11 protein-coding genes are annotated in these 15,116 nt (G+C 52.7%); 9 read left to right on the forward strand and 2 right to left on the reverse strand.

Annotated elements, in window-relative coordinates; all coding sequences use genetic code 11:
* The 9 genes from JOE25_RS25840 to rpoC all read left to right on the forward strand — a co-directional run.
* On the forward strand, positions 1-423 hold a 423-nt coding region (locus JOE25_RS25840), incomplete at its 5' end, for an EF-Tu/IF-2/RF-3 family GTPase (protein ID WP_348539726.1).
* Positions 424-681: 258 nt separating this feature from the next.
* On the forward strand, positions 682-1,065 hold the full coding sequence (gene secE / locus JOE25_RS25845; protein ID WP_020828746.1) for a preprotein translocase subunit SecE: 384 nt from the start codon (positions 682-684) through the stop codon (positions 1,063-1,065).
* Between the two features lies 1 nt (position 1,066).
* Complete coding sequence (gene nusG / locus JOE25_RS25850; protein WP_004953928.1) at positions 1,067-1,612, forward strand: transcription termination/antitermination protein NusG; 546 nt, start codon at positions 1,067-1,069, stop codon at positions 1,610-1,612.
* Between the two features lie 158 nt (positions 1,613-1,770).
* Positions 1,771-2,199 (forward strand): 50S ribosomal protein L11, encoded by a 429-nt coding sequence (rplK, locus tag JOE25_RS25855; RefSeq protein WP_015376316.1) that lies wholly within the window; start codon positions 1,771-1,773, stop codon positions 2,197-2,199.
* A gap of 3 nt (positions 2,200-2,202) precedes the next feature.
* Positions 2,203-2,907, forward strand: coding sequence for a 50S ribosomal protein L1 (gene rplA / locus JOE25_RS25860; RefSeq protein ID WP_012004742.1), 705 nt, complete (start codon positions 2,203-2,205; stop codon positions 2,905-2,907).
* A gap of 329 nt (positions 2,908-3,236) precedes the next feature.
* Entirely contained in the window at positions 3,237-3,734 is a 498-nt protein-coding gene (rplJ, locus tag JOE25_RS25865) for a 50S ribosomal protein L10 (RefSeq protein ID WP_037425754.1), read from the forward strand.
* A 62-nt stretch (positions 3,735-3,796) separates the two neighbouring features.
* Positions 3,797-4,162, forward strand: coding sequence for a 50S ribosomal protein L7/L12 (rplL, locus tag JOE25_RS25870; RefSeq protein ID WP_209640422.1), 366 nt, complete (start codon positions 3,797-3,799; stop codon positions 4,160-4,162).
* Positions 4,163-4,496: 334 nt separating this feature from the next.
* On the forward strand, positions 4,497-8,525 hold the full coding sequence (rpoB, locus tag JOE25_RS25875) for a DNA-directed RNA polymerase subunit beta (RefSeq protein WP_037425757.1): 4,029 nt from the start codon (positions 4,497-4,499) through the stop codon (positions 8,523-8,525).
* 117 nt (positions 8,526-8,642) lie between these two features.
* Positions 8,643-12,863, forward strand: a complete 4,221-nt coding sequence (rpoC, locus tag JOE25_RS25880) for a DNA-directed RNA polymerase subunit beta' (RefSeq protein ID WP_209640429.1) — start codon at positions 8,643-8,645, stop codon at positions 12,861-12,863.
* Positions 12,864-13,202: 339 nt separating this feature from the next.
* Here the strand turns inward: rpoC and thiH are convergent, their stop codons facing one another.
* Together thiH and JOE25_RS25890 are read right to left on the reverse strand one after the other, a co-directional pair.
* Complete coding sequence (gene thiH, locus JOE25_RS25885) at positions 13,203-14,336, reverse strand: 2-iminoacetate synthase ThiH (protein WP_209640465.1); 1,134 nt, start codon at positions 14,334-14,336, stop codon at positions 13,203-13,205.
* Entirely contained in the window at positions 14,336-15,115 is a 780-nt protein-coding gene (locus JOE25_RS25890) for a thiazole synthase (protein WP_209640431.1), read from the reverse strand. The genes thiH and JOE25_RS25890 overlap by 1 nt, the downstream gene beginning before the upstream one ends.
* Between the last annotated feature and the right edge of the window lies 1 nt (position 15,116).

Genomic DNA, 15,116 nt, shown 5'->3' on the forward strand with positions numbered 1-15,116 from the left:
ACCTGTACTGGCGTTGAAATGTTCCGCAAACTGCTGGACGAAGGCCGTGCTGGTGAGAACGTAGGTGTTCTGCTGCGTGGTATCAAGCGTGAAGATATCGAACGTGGTCAGGTACTGGCTAAACCAGGTTCAATCAAGCCACACACCAAATTCGACTCAGAAGTGTACATCCTGAGCAAAGAAGAAGGTGGTCGTCACACGCCATTCTTCAAAGGCTACCGTCCACAGTTCTACTTCCGTACAACTGACGTGACCGGTACCATCGAACTGCCAGAAGGCGTTGAGATGGTAATGCCAGGCGACAACGTGAACATGGTTGTAACCCTGATTCACCCAATCGCGATGGACGACGGTCTGCGTTTCGCAATCCGTGAAGGCGGCCGTACTGTAGGCGCTGGTGTTGTTGCTAAAGTTATCGCTTAATCGCTGATAACGTTTGACGCGACACGCGGTAAAAGGGCATCATTTGATGCCCTTTTTCTACGCTGTGAACTAGAACCTATCTCATCAGCGATTTTGCAGTCATAATCATTGGTGAGATGGGCTCTTAAAGCCGTATTGACTGAGATACGTCATAGCGTAAAACACCGAAATGCTGCCGAGCGGCATTTGATCGGTTTGGTTTGTCTTGCTGTGCGAGGCAAAGTTGTCTGTTCTGAATTCATTGTGACAGGTTGGTTTATGAGTGCGAATACCGAGGCTCAAGGGAGCGGGCGCGGCCTGGAAACGGCTAAGTGGCTGATCGTCGCCGTTCTGTTGGTTGTAGCGATTGTCGGTAACTATTACTACCGTGATTTCAGCCTGCCATTACGTGCGCTGGCTGTTGTAGTGGTTATCGCTGTTGCTGGCGCTGTAGCGCTGATGACCACCAAAGGCAAGGCCACCGTCGCGTTTGCGCGCGAAGCGCGTACAGAAGTGCGCAAGGTGATCTGGCCAACTCGTCAGGAAACGCTACATACCACGTTGATCGTTGCCGCGGTAACTGCCGTGATGTCACTGATTCTGTGGGGCCTGGATGGTATTCTGGTCCGTCTGGTATCGTTTATTACTGGCCTGAGGTTCTAAAATGTCTGAAGCTCCAAAAAAACGTTGGTACGTCGTTCAGGCGTTTTCCGGTTTTGAAGGTCGCGTAGCGCAATCGCTGCGTGAACACATCAAACTGCACGATATGGAAGAGCTGTTCGGCGAAGTCATGGTGCCTACGGAAGAAGTCGTTGAAATCCGTGGTGGCCAGCGTCGTAAAAGTGAACGTAAGTTCTTCCCGGGCTATGTACTGGTCCAGATGGTGATGAATGACGCCAGCTGGCACTTGGTGCGTAGCGTTCCACGCGTTATGGGTTTCATCGGCGGTACCTCTGACCGTCCGGCACCGATCAGCGATAAAGAAGTTGATGCGATTATGAACCGCCTGCAGCAGGTTGGTGATAAGCCGCGTCCTAAAACGCTGTTCGAGCCGGGTGAATTGGTCCGTGTTAACGATGGTCCGTTCGCTGACTTCAACGGGGTTGTTGAAGAAGTGGATTACGAGAAGAGCCGTTTGAAAGTTTCTGTTTCCATCTTTGGGCGTGCAACGCCGGTGGAACTGGACTTTGCTCAGGTTGAAAAAGGCTGATCAATTAATCAGCAATAAGTGGTTTTTTGCCGCTTGCCATAGGCGCGAAATTGAACTATAATTTCGCGCCTTTTGTTTTTATAGACCTTGCTCATTGAGCGAGGTTAAACACGGGGAGCCTCTATTGAGGCGATATTACCCAAACCGAGGAATTGTAAATGGCCAAGAAAGTACAAGCCTACGTTAAGCTGCAAGTTGCAGCCGGTATGGCTAACCCAAGTCCGCCAGTTGGTCCAGCTCTGGGTCAGCAAGGCGTTAACATCATGGAATTCTGTAAGGCGTTCAATGCTAAGACTGACAGCGTTGAGAAAGGTCTGCCGATTCCGGTTGTTATTACTGTTTATTCTGATCGCTCCTTCACTTTCGTTACCAAAACCCCGCCAGCAGCAGTTCTGCTGAAAAAAGCGGCTGGTATCAAGTCTGGTTCAGGCAAGCCGAACAAAGACAAAGTAGGTAAAGTGACTCGTGCTCAGGTACGTGAAATCGCAGAAACCAAAGCTGCGGACATGACTGGTTCTGACGTTGAAGCGATGACTCGCTCCATCGAAGGTACTGCTCGTTCCATGGGCCTGGTAGTGGAGGATTAAGAAATGGCTAAGCTGACCAAGCGCATGCGCGTGATCCGTGACAAAGTTGATGCTACTAAACAGTATGACATCACCGAAGCTGTTGCTCTGCTGAAAGAGCTGGCCACCGCTAAATTCGTAGAAAGCGTTGACGTTGCTGTTAACCTCGGCATCGACGCTCGTAAATCTGACCAAAACGTTCGTGGCGCTACCGTTCTGCCAAACGGCACCGGTCGTTCCGTTCGCGTTGCCGTATTTGCCCAAGGCCCTAACGCTGAAGCAGCTAAAGCTGCTGGCGCAGAGCTGGTAGGTATGGAAGATCTGGCAGACCAGATCAAAAAAGGCGAAATGAACTTCGACGTTGTTATTGCTTCTCCAGATGCAATGCGCGTTGTTGGTCAACTGGGCCAGATCCTGGGTCCACGTGGCCTGATGCCAAACCCGAAAGTGGGTACCGTTACTCCGAACGTTGCTGAAGCTGTGAAAAATGCTAAAGCAGGTCAGGTTCGTTACCGTAACGACAAAAACGGCATCATCCATACCACTATCGGTAAGGTTGATTTCGAGTCAGACAAGCTGAAAGAAAACCTGGAAGCCCTGCTGGTTGCGCTGAAAAAAGCAAAACCATCTCAGGCGAAAGGCGTGTACATCAAGAAAGTTAGCCTCTCCACCACCATGGGTGCTGGCGTTGCTATCGATCAAAGCGGCCTGACTGCTGTAGCGAACTAATCGCCCTGCGATTATCGCTTTGACTTGGGGGTAAGATTTGTCTAGAATCTTATGCCCCAAGGTTTTGCTATTGGCTTGCCCATAGTGAAACAAAAGATTTTTCGGTTGGAGCCTGGCCTATCCAGGCCTCCGTCCAAGACCGCAGGTGTATCGAAAGGTACTTAATCTTTCCTGCGTAGACGGTGACAGAGCCTAAAGAAAATTTTAAATTGTCTTTGCTGGATTCTGCTCACCGTGTTTGAACGCTCTCACTGCGTGATTTATCACAAGGTGTTGAGTGATGTGAGTGCCGGGGATTTCCCCCGGCTAAATCCAGGAGCAAAAAGCTAATGGCATTAAATCTTCAAGACAAACAAGCGATTGTTGCTGAAGTCACCGAAGTAGCCAAAGGCGCGCTGTCTGCGGTTGTTGCGGATTCTCGTGGCGTTACCGTTGATAAAATGACTGAACTGCGTAAAGCAGGTCGTGAAGCTGGCGTTTACATGCGTGTTGTTCGTAACACCCTGATGCGTCGCGTAGTTGAAGGCACTCCATTCGAATGCCTGAAAGACACGTTCGTCGGTCCTACCTTGATTGCATTTTCTCATGAACACCCGGGCGCTGCTGCTCGTCTGTTCAAAGATTTCGCGAAAGCGAATGCAAAGTTCGAGATTAAAGCTGCGGCCTTTGAAGGTGAGCTGATCCCTGCGGCACAAATTGACCGCTTGGCAACTCTGCCTACTTACGATGAAGCAATCGCACGCCTGATGGCAACCATGAAAGAAGCCGCTGCTGGCAAATTGGTTCGCACTCTGGCTGCACTGCGCGATCAGAAAGAAGCGGCATAAGCCCTTTTTCTTATCCGTTGCTTACGTATTTAAACTATTTCTGAATTTTAGGAACAATTGTTATGTCTATCACTAAAGACCAAATTATCGAAGGCGTTGCAGCTCTGTCTGTAATGGAAATCGTTGAACTGATCGCCGCTATGGAAGAGAAGTTCGGTGTTTCTGCTGCTGCTGTAGCTGCAGGTCCTGCTGCTGCTGCTGAAGCTGTTGAAGAAAAAACTGAATTCGACGTTGTACTGAAAGGTATCGGCGCGAACAAAGTTGCAGTAATCAAAGCAGTACGTGGCGCAACTGGCCTGGGTCTGAAAGAAGCTAAAGACCTGGTTGAGTCTGCACCAGCATCACTGAAAGAAGGCATCAGCAAAGACGACGCTGAAGCACTGAAAAAAGCTCTGGAAGAAGCTGGCGCTGAAGTTGAAGTTAAATAAGCCACTGCTTTCTGAGTGCAGTCTGTTTTAACTAACAGACTGATGGCTGGTGACTTTTTGGTCACCAGCCTTTTTGCGCTGTAGGGCGTCAGTAGAGTTTCACACTGTTTGGCTACTGGCTAACCCCAATATTTCTTTCTATCGACGACTTAATATATTGCTCTCCCTGCCGCAGCAAAATCTGCCGTACAGCGCAACGAAATGATTTAAGCGTGATAGAAACGAGTATTGCGGAAAGTGTTCCCGCTTTCCGGTCGACAAAATGGTGTTGCGTGAACCGTCCTATATCCGGACGGACAGATAGGTTCGACTTTCCAGCGAGCTGAGGAACCCTATGGTTTACTCCTATACCGAGAAAAAACGTATTCGTAAGGATTTTGGTAAGCGTCCACAAGTTTTGGACATACCATATCTCCTTTCTATCCAGCTTGACTCGTTCCAGAAGTTTATCGAGCAAGATCCAGAAGGGCAATACGGCTTAGAAGCTGCATTCCGTTCTGTTTTCCCTATCCAGAGCTACAGTGGCAATTCGGAGCTGCAATACGTTAGCTACCGTCTTGGTGAGCCGGTCTTCGACGTCAAAGAGTGCCAGATCCGTGGTGTGACGTTCTCTGCACCGCTGCGCGTCAAACTGCGCCTGGTCATCTATGAGCGTGAAGCTCCGGAAGGTACGGTCAAAGACATCAAGGAACAAGAAGTCTATATGGGCGAAATTCCGCTCATGACCGAAAACGGCACCTTTGTGATCAACGGTACTGAGAGGGTTATCGTATCTCAGCTTCACCGTAGTCCTGGCGTATTCTTTGACAGCGATAAGGGTAAAACCCACTCTTCGGGTAAAGTGCTGTATAACGCACGTATCATCCCTTACCGCGGTTCATGGTTGGATTTCGAGTTTGACCCGAAAGACAACCTGTTTGTACGTATTGACCGTCGCCGTAAATTGCCTGCGACCATCATTCTGCGTGCACTGAACTACACCACTGAACAGATCCTTGACCTGTTCTTTGCGAAAGTCGTATTCGAGATCCGTGATAACAAGCTGCAGATGGAGCTGGTTCCAGAACGTCTGCGTGGTGAAACTGCTTCGTTTGATATCGAAGCCAACGGCAAGATCTACATTGAGAAAGGCCGTCGTATCACCGCTCGTCATATCCGTCAGCTCGAAAAAGACGAAATTCAGAGTATTGAAGTACCGGTTGAGTACATCGCGGGCAAAGTGGTCGCGAAGGACTATATCGATACCAATACTGGTGAGCTGATCTGTGCAGCCAACATGGAGCTGTCTCTGGATCTGCTGGCCAAACTGAGCCAGTCAGGCCACAAGCGTATTGAAACGCTGTTCACCAACGATCTGGACCACGGTGCGTACATCTCTGAGACCGTACGTGTCGATCCAACAAGTGATCGTCTGAGCGCGCTGGTAGAAATCTACCGCATGATGCGCCCTGGTGAGCCGCCAACGCGCGAAGCTGCTGAAAGCCTGTTCGAGAACCTGTTCTTCTCTGAAGACCGCTATGATCTGTCTGCGGTTGGTCGTATGAAGTTCAACCGTTCTCTGCTGCGTGACGAGATCGAAGGTTCGGGCATCCTGAGCAAAGACGACATCATTGAAGTGATGAAGAAGCTCATCGATATCCGTAACGGTAAAGGCGAAGTGGACGATATCGACCACTTGGGCAACCGTCGTATCCGTTCCGTCGGCGAAATGGCTGAGAACCAGTTCCGTGTAGGTCTGGTACGTGTTGAGCGTGCGGTTAAAGAACGTCTGTCCCTGGGCGATCTGGATACCCTGATGCCACAGGACATGATCAACGCCAAGCCAATTTCGGCGGCGGTGAAAGAGTTCTTCGGCTCCAGCCAGCTGTCTCAGTTTATGGACCAGAACAACCCGTTGTCTGAGATTACGCACAAACGTCGTATCTCTGCATTGGGCCCAGGCGGTCTGACCCGTGAACGTGCCGGCTTTGAAGTTCGAGACGTACACCCGACTCACTACGGTCGCGTGTGTCCAATCGAAACGCCGGAAGGTCCAAACATCGGTCTGATCAACTCCTTGTCCGTGTACGCACAGACGAACGAGTATGGCTTCCTGGAAACCCCGTACCGCCGTGTGCGTGACGGTTTGGTTACCGATGAAATCAACTATCTGTCTGCTATTGAAGAAGGCAACTTCGTTATCGCTCAGGCGAACTCCAACCTGGATGATGACGGCCGCTTTGTAGAAGACTTGGTCACCTGTCGTAGCAAAGGCGAATCAAGCCTGTTCAGCCGCGACCAGGTTGACTATATGGACGTATCAACCCAGCAGGTTGTTTCCGTTGGTGCTTCACTGATTCCATTCCTGGAACACGATGACGCCAACCGTGCATTGATGGGTGCGAACATGCAACGTCAGGCGGTTCCAACCTTGCGCGCTGATAAGCCGCTGGTAGGTACCGGTATGGAACGTGCTGTAGCTGTTGACTCCGGTGTTACCGCCGTAGCTCGACGTGGCGGTGTGATCCAGTACGTGGATGCTTCCCGTATCGTTATCAAAGTTAACGAAGACGAGATGCACGCGGGCGAAGCAGGTATCGATATTTATAACCTGACCAAGTACACCCGTTCTAACCAGAACACCTGCATCAACCAGATGCCGTGTGTGAACCTGGGTGAGCCAATCGAGCGCGGCGACGTGCTGGCAGATGGCCCGTCCACCGATCTGGGTGAACTGGCACTGGGCCAGAACATGCGCGTGGCGTTCATGCCGTGGAACGGCTACAACTTCGAAGACTCCATCTTGGTGTCCGAGCGTGTGGTTCAGGAAGATCGCTTCACTACCATCCACATTCAGGAACTGGCGTGTGTGTCTCGCGACACCAAGTTGGGGCCTGAAGAGATCACTGCTGACATCCCTAACGTAGGTGAAGCTGCGCTCTCCAAACTGGATGAATCCGGTATCGTGTATATCGGTGCTGAAGTGACCGGTGGTGACATTCTGGTTGGTAAGGTAACGCCAAAAGGTGAAACCCAGCTGACGCCAGAAGAGAAGCTGCTGCGTGCGATCTTCGGTGAGAAGGCATCTGACGTTAAAGATTCCTCTCTGCGTGTACCAAACGGCGTTTCCGGTACGATTATCGACGTGCAGGTCTTCACCCGCGATGGCGTGGAAAAAGACAAGCGTGCGTTGGAAATCGAAGAGATGCAGCTGAAGCAGGCGAAAAAAGACCTGACTGAAGAACTGCAAATCCTGGAAGCTGGTCTGTTTACGCGTATCCATGCAGTGCTGGTTGCCGGTGGCGTTGAAGCTGAAAAGCTGAGCAAGCTGCCACGCGATCGCTGGCTGGAACTGGGCCTGACCGACGAAGAGAAGCAAAACCAGCTGGAACAGTTGGCAGAGCAGTACGACGAGCTGAAATCCGACTTCGAGAAGAAGCTGGACGCCAAGCGTCGTAAGATCACCCAGGGCGATGATCTGGCACCAGGCGTGCTGAAAATCGTTAAGGTTTATCTGGCCGTTAAACGTCAGATCCAACCGGGTGACAAGATGGCAGGCCGCCACGGTAACAAGGGTGTTATCTCCAAGATCAACCCGATCGAGGATATGCCTTACGATGAAAACGGCACGCCGGTTGACATCGTACTGAACCCGCTGGGCGTACCATCACGTATGAACATCGGTCAGATCCTGGAAACCCACCTGGGTATGGCTGCTAAAGGTATTGGTGAGAAGATCAACCAAATGCTGAAGCAGCATCAGGAAGTGGCTAAGCTGCGTGAGTTCATTCAAAAGGCTTACGATCTGGGTGACGATGTCTGCCAGAAAGTTGACCTGAACACCTTCACCGACGACGAAGTACTGCGTCTGGCAGAGAACCTGAAAAAAGGTATGCCAATTGCAACGCCGGTGTTTGATGGTGCGAAAGAGACTGAAATCAAGCAACTGCTGGAAATGGGCGGGATCCCAACCTCGGGTCAGATTACGCTGTTCGATGGCCGTACCGGTGAGCAATTCGAGCGCCAGGTTACTGTTGGCTATATGTACATGCTGAAACTGAACCACTTGGTTGACGATAAAATGCACGCCCGTTCAACCGGTTCTTACAGCTTGGTTACTCAGCAACCGCTGGGTGGTAAGGCGCAGTTCGGTGGTCAACGCTTCGGTGAGATGGAAGTGTGGGCACTGGAAGCATACGGCGCAGCTTATACCCTGCAGGAAATGCTTACCGTTAAGTCGGATGACGTTAACGGCCGTACCAAGATGTACAAAAACATCGTGGATGGCGATCACCGCATGGAACCTGGCATGCCGGAGTCCTTCAACGTACTGTTGAAAGAAATCCGCTCGCTCGGTATCAACATCGAACTGGAAGACGAGTAATCGTGTTCCGGCTCAGGCTCCCGGCCTTAGGGAGCCTGAGGGTGGTTGTTCAGGTCACACGGGTACCTACTGCAGTTGTGGGTACCCAACAGGTTTAACTCCGACAGGAGCCAATCCGTGAAAGACTTATTGAAGTTTCTGAAAGCGCAAACTAAGACCGAAGAGTTTGATGCGATCAAGATTGCTCTGGCATCGCCAGACATGATCCGTTCGTGGTCGTTCGGTGAAGTTAAGAAGCCGGAAACCATTAACTACCGTACGTTCAAACCAGAACGTGACGGCCTTTTCTGTGCCCGTATCTTTGGGCCGGTAAAAGACTACGAGTGCCTGTGCGGTAAGTACAAGCGCTTAAAACACCGCGGCGTGATTTGTGAGAAGTGCGGCGTTGAAGTGACCCAGACTAAAGTGCGTCGTGAGCGCATGGGCCACATCGAACTGGCTTCACCGACTGCGCACATCTGGTTCCTGAAATCGCTGCCATCTCGCATCGGTTTGCTGCTGGATATGCCGCTGCGTGACATCGAACGTGTACTGTACTTCGAATCCTATGTGGTTGTTGAAGGCGGTATGACCAACCTCGAGCGTCGTCAGATCCTGACTGAAGAGCAGTATCTGGACGCGTTGGAAGAGTTTGGTGACGAATTCGACGCCAAGATGGGTGCGGAAGCTATTCAGGCCCTGTTGAAAAACATGGATCTGGAAGCTGAGTGCGAGCAGCTGCGTGAAGAGCTGAACGAAACCAACTCCGAAACCAAGCGTAAGAAGCTGACCAAGCGTATCAAGCTGCTGGAAGCGTTCGTACAGTCTGGCAACAAGCCAGAGTGGATGATCCTGACCGTGCTGCCGGTACTGCCGCCGGATCTGCGTCCGCTGGTTCCGTTGGATGGTGGCCGTTTCGCGACTTCAGATCTGAACGATCTGTATCGCCGCGTGATCAACCGTAACAACCGTCTGAAACGCCTGCTGGATCTGGCTGCGCCTGACATCATCGTACGCAACGAAAAGCGTATGCTGCAAGAAGCGGTAGATGCCCTGCTGGATAACGGCCGTCGCGGTCGTGCTATCACCGGTTCTAACAAGCGTCCTCTGAAATCTTTGGCCGATATGATCAAAGGTAAGCAGGGTCGTTTCCGTCAGAACCTGTTGGGTAAACGTGTTGACTACTCTGGTCGTTCTGTTATCACCGTAGGTCCATACCTGCGTCTGCATCAGTGCGGTCTGCCTAAGAAAATGGCACTTGAGCTGTTCAAACCGTTCATCTACGGCAAGTTGGAGCTGCGTGGCCTGGCCACCACCATCAAAGCCGCCAAGAAAATGGTTGAGCGCGAAGAAGCTGTCGTTTGGGACATCCTGGACGAAGTTATCCGCGAACACCCGGTACTGCTGAACCGTGCACCAACTCTGCACCGTTTGGGTATCCAGGCGTTTGAACCGGTTCTGATCGAAGGCAAGGCAATCCAGCTGCACCCGCTGGTTTGTGCGGCATATAACGCCGACTTCGATGGTGACCAAATGGCTGTTCACGTACCCTTGACGCTGGAAGCTCAGCTGGAAGCGCGTGCGTTGATGATGTCTACCAACAACATCCTGTCACCTGCGAACGGCGAGCCAATCATCGTTCCTTCTCAGGACGTTGTATTGGGTCTGTACTACATGACCCGTGACTGTGTTAACGCCAAAGGCGAAGGCATGGTGTTGAGCGGCCCGAAAGAAGCTGAGCGTATTTATCGCGCCGGTCTGGCTTCTCTGCATGCGCGTGTCAAAGTGCGTATCACCGAAGAGATCAAAAACACCGAAGGCGAGACTGTACACCAGACTTCGATCATCGACACTACCGTAGGTCGCGCCATCCTGTGGATGATCGTACCGCGCGGTCTGCCGTATTCGATCGTTAACCAGCCTTTGGGCAAGAAAGCTATCTCCAAGATGCTGAACACCTGTTACCGCATCCTGGGCCTGAAGCCGACCGTTATCTTTGCTGACCAGATCATGTACACCGGTTTTGCTTACGCAGCCCGTTCAGGTGCTTCCGTAGGTATCGATGACATGGTTATCCCGGCTAAGAAAGCGGAGATCATCGAAGAAGCAGAAACCGAAGTTGCTGAAATCCAGGAGCAGTTCCAGTCTGGTTTGGTAACTGCCGGCGAACGCTACAACAAAGTGATCGATATCTGGGCTGCGGCAAACGAACGTGTTGCTAAAGCGATGATGGAAAACCTGTCGGTAGAAGACGTGGTTAACCGTGACGGCGAAGTGGAACAACAAGTTTCCTTCAACAGCATCTTTATGATGGCCGACTCCGGTGCGCGTGGTTCTGCAGCACAGATTCGTCAGCTGGCCGGTATGCGTGGCCTGATGGCTAAGCCAGATGGTTCCATCATTGAAACGCCAATCACTGCGAACTTCCGTGAAGGTCTGAACGTACTCCAGTACTTCATCTCCACGCACGGTGCTCGTAAAGGTCTGGCGGATACCGCATTGAAAACGGCTAACTCCGGTTATCTGACCCGTCGTCTGGTTGACGTGGCGCAGGATCTGGTTGTAACCGAAGACGACTGTGGGACTCACAACGGCATCATGATGACTCCGGTTATCGAAGGTGGTGACGTTAAAGAGCCACTGCGCGAACGCGTTCTGGGTCGTGTGACTGCAGAAGATGTCATCAAGCCGGGTACGGCTGACATCCTCGTACCACGCAACACCCTGCTGAACGAGAAGACGTGTGACCTGTTGGAAGAGAACTCTGTCGACAGCGTTAAAGTCCGTTCCGTAGTTAGCTGTGAAACCGACTTTGGTGTGTGTGCAAACTGCTATGGTCGCGACCTGGCACGTGGTCACATCATCAACAAAGGCGAAGCTATCGGCGTTATCGCGGCACAGTCAATCGGTGAGCCGGGTACACAGCTGACGATGCGTACGTTCCACATCGGTGGTGCGGCATCTCGTGCGGCTGCTGAATCCAGCATCCAGGTGAAAAACAAGGGTACGCTGAAGCTGAGCAATGTGAAGTTCGTTATGAACGCCGCAGGCAAGCTGGTGATTACCTCTCGTAACACCGAACTGAAGCTGATCGACGAATTCGGCCGTACTAAAGAAAGCTACAAAGTGCCTTACGGTTCTGTCATGGGCAAAGGTGACGGTGCAGAAGTTAACGGCGGCGAAACCGTTGCTAACTGGGATCCGCACACCATGCCAGTTATCACCGAAGTGAGTGGTTTCATCCGCTTCGCTGATATGGTTGACGGCCAGACCATTACACGCCAGACCGACGAACTGACCGGTTTGTCTTCTCTGGTTGTATTGGACAGCGCAGAGCGTACCGGTAGCGGTAAAGACCTGCGTCCGGCACTGAAAATCGTTGATGCCAAAGGCGACGACGTATTGATTCCAGGTACTGATATGCCTGCTCAATACTTCCTGCCAGGTAAAGCGATTGTGCAGCTGGAAGACGGCATTCAGATCGGTGCGGGTGATACCTTGGCGCGTATTCCTCAGGAATCCGGCGGTACCAAGGATATTACCGGTGGTCTGCCACGCGTTGCGGATCTGTTCGAAGCACGTCGTCCGAAAGAACCGGCAATCTTGGCTGAAATCAGCGGGATTATCTCGTTCGGTAAAGAGACCAAAGGCAAACGTCGCCTGGTAATCTCCCCACTGGACGGCAGCGACGCTTACGAAGAGATGATTCCAAAATGGCGTCAGCTCAACGTGTTTGAAGGCGAAGTTGTGGAGCGTGGCGACGTTGTTTCTGACGGCCCAGAGTCTCCGCACGACATTCTGCGTCTACGTGGTGTGCATGCGGTTACCCGCTACATCACCAACGAAGTGCAGGAAGTTTACCGTCTGCAAGGCGTTAAGATTAACGATAAACACATTGAAGTTATCGTTCGTCAGATGCTGCGTAAAGGTACCATCGTCAGCGCGGGTAGCACCGAGTTCCTGGAAGGCGAGCAGGCTGAAGTGTCACGCGTTAAGATTGCCAACCGTCAGCTTGCTGCTGAAGGCAAGATCGAGGCAACCTTCTCACGCGATCTGCTGGGTATCACCAAGGCTTCCTTGGCGACCGAGTCCTTCATCTCCGCAGCATCGTTCCAGGAAACGACGCGCGTTCTGACCGAAGCGGCAGTTGCCGGTAAGCGTGATGAACTGCGTGGCCTGAAAGAGAACGTTATCGTGGGCCGTCTGATTCCAGCCGGTACCGGTTACGCTTATCACCAGGACCGTATGCGCCGTAAAGCACAGGGTGAAGCGCCAGTTGTTCCGCAGGTCAGCGCGGAAGAAGCAACGGCTAACCTGGCTGAACTGCTGAACGCAGGCCTGGGCGGCAACAACGATTAATCGTTGAATATGCCGTGGTCCCGGCTTGCCGGGCCCTTGCCAGATAAACCGCTCCTTCGGGGGCGGTTTTTTTTGCTTTTACAACATGCCGGTGCGTTGTTCTGAGTGAAGAATCCTGGAGTTAACATGTAGAGGGCCCCGGAGTCACGCGGGAAAGTACCCGACGTGATCCGGGGGAGGAGTAAGGCGGAGCCGTTGAGAATATGAGGGCTCCGGCTGGCGCCGGGTTTGGCAGCCAGCATCGCCACTATAGCGAGACCCATTTCCTGTACCAGACGCATTGGCGGCATCTGCGCGGCGTTTCCACCCCTTTTCAGGCTGTGCTGCAAGGGTTGCTGGTTATTGCGGGCTTCGCCCCAAATATCCGTCCCAGTCTTTCCACACGGGTTGTAAACCGGCATCGCTGATGGCTTGTGCCACCTGTTGCGGTGTACGTCCATCATGAGGTTCAAACTGTTCCAATTCAGGCGCGACGTCGTCAGCATAACCACCGGGCTGGGTCTTGGATCCTGCGCTAACGCTGTTGATTGCTACCGGGATCATATGATCACGGAAGAACGGTGACTCACGCGTCGACAAGGACAGCTCTACATCAGGAGCGAATAGGCGAAAGGCGCAGATCAACTGTACCAACTGCGGTTCGCTCATGATTGATGCCGGTTCGATACCCCCGGCACAGGGGCGTAGGCGTGGAAATGAAATGGAGTAACGACTCTGCCAGTAGGTTTGTTGCAGGTAGAACAGGTGCTCAGCCAACATATAGCAGTCGGTACGCCAATTGTTGGACAGCCCGATCAGAGCACCCAGGCCGATCTTGTCGATCCCGGCTCGGCCCAAGCGATCCGGCGTGGCCAACCGCCAATGAAAGTCCTGCTTCTGGCCGCGCAGATGATGCTGCAGGTAGGTCGCGGGATGGTAGGTTTCCTGGTAAACCAAGACGCCATCCAGCCCCAGAGCTTTCAACTCGGCATACTCTTCCTGTTCCAACGGTTGCACCTCCATCATCAGCGAGCTGAAATGGCGGCGGATCGCCGGAATATGTTGCCGGAAATAGTCCATGCCAACTTTGGTCTGGTGTTCGCCGGTGACCAACAGTAAATGCTCAAAACCCAGTGCTTTGATGGCCAAACATTCACGTTCTATTTCCGCAGCATCTAACGTTTTACGTTTGATGCGATTGCTCATCGAAAAACCACAGTAGGTACAGTCATTGGCGCACAGGTTGGACAAGTAAAGTGGCACATAGAAGCTGACCACGTTGCCAAAGCGTTGGCGGGTCAACTGTTGTGCGCGTTGCGCCAGCGGTTCCAGATACGCTGCGGCAGCGGGGGAGATCAGCGCCATAAAATCTTCGCGTGTCAGTCTGTCCGCATTCAGCGCATGTTCCACGTCGCGTGCGGTTTTACTGTGGATGCGTAAGGTGATGTCGTCCCAATCCAACTGCTGCCAGCGGTGACTGAAGTCATTGGTCATCACAATGCCACCCCAGTCTGACTGAGAAAAGCAGTCAATGGGCTGGAAGCTACCGCATTGCGCTGGCTGCTGCCGAGTCCGGCAAGACGTGCCAATTCACCGGCTTCCAGCGCCAGACGGAATGCCCGAGCCATTTGTACCGGATCGCGTGCTACGGCGATAGCGGTATTGACCAGCACGGCATCGGCACCCAGCTCCATGGCTTCTAACGCATGGCTTGGCGCACCGATACCGGCGTCGATCACTACCGGCACCTTTGCTTGTTCGATAATGATCTCCAGGAAATCACGGGTTCTCAGCCCCCGGTTAGAACCAATCGGCGCACCGAGTGGCATGACTGCCGCGCAACCGGCCTCTTCGAGACGTTTGCATAACACCGGATCGGCGCCGCAGTAGGGCAGAACGACAAAGCCGTCTTTCACCAGCGTTTCCGCCGCCTTCAGGGTCTCAATCGGATCCGGCAGCAGGTATTTCACATCGGGGTGAATTTCCAACTTTACCCAATGTGTACCAAGGGCTTCACGTGCCAGTCGGGCGGCGAACACCGCCTCGGCGGCCGTTTTTGCGCCGGAGGTATTCGGCAGCAGGCGAACCCCCAGTTGCTGCAGCGGCGCCAGAATGGCGTCGTTGCCGCCGCGTAGGTCAACGCGCTTCATGGCCATGGTCACTAACTGGGAACCAGAGGCCTGTAAGGCGTCCAACATCAGCGCAGGGGTGGCGAACTTTCCGGTGCCGGTGAACAGGCGTGAAGTAAAAGTGGTATCGGCGATTTTCAACATG

It is taken from the genome of Serratia sp. PL17 (assembly GCF_017832355.1).
Classification (GTDB): Bacteria; Pseudomonadota; Gammaproteobacteria; order Enterobacterales; family Enterobacteriaceae; genus Serratia.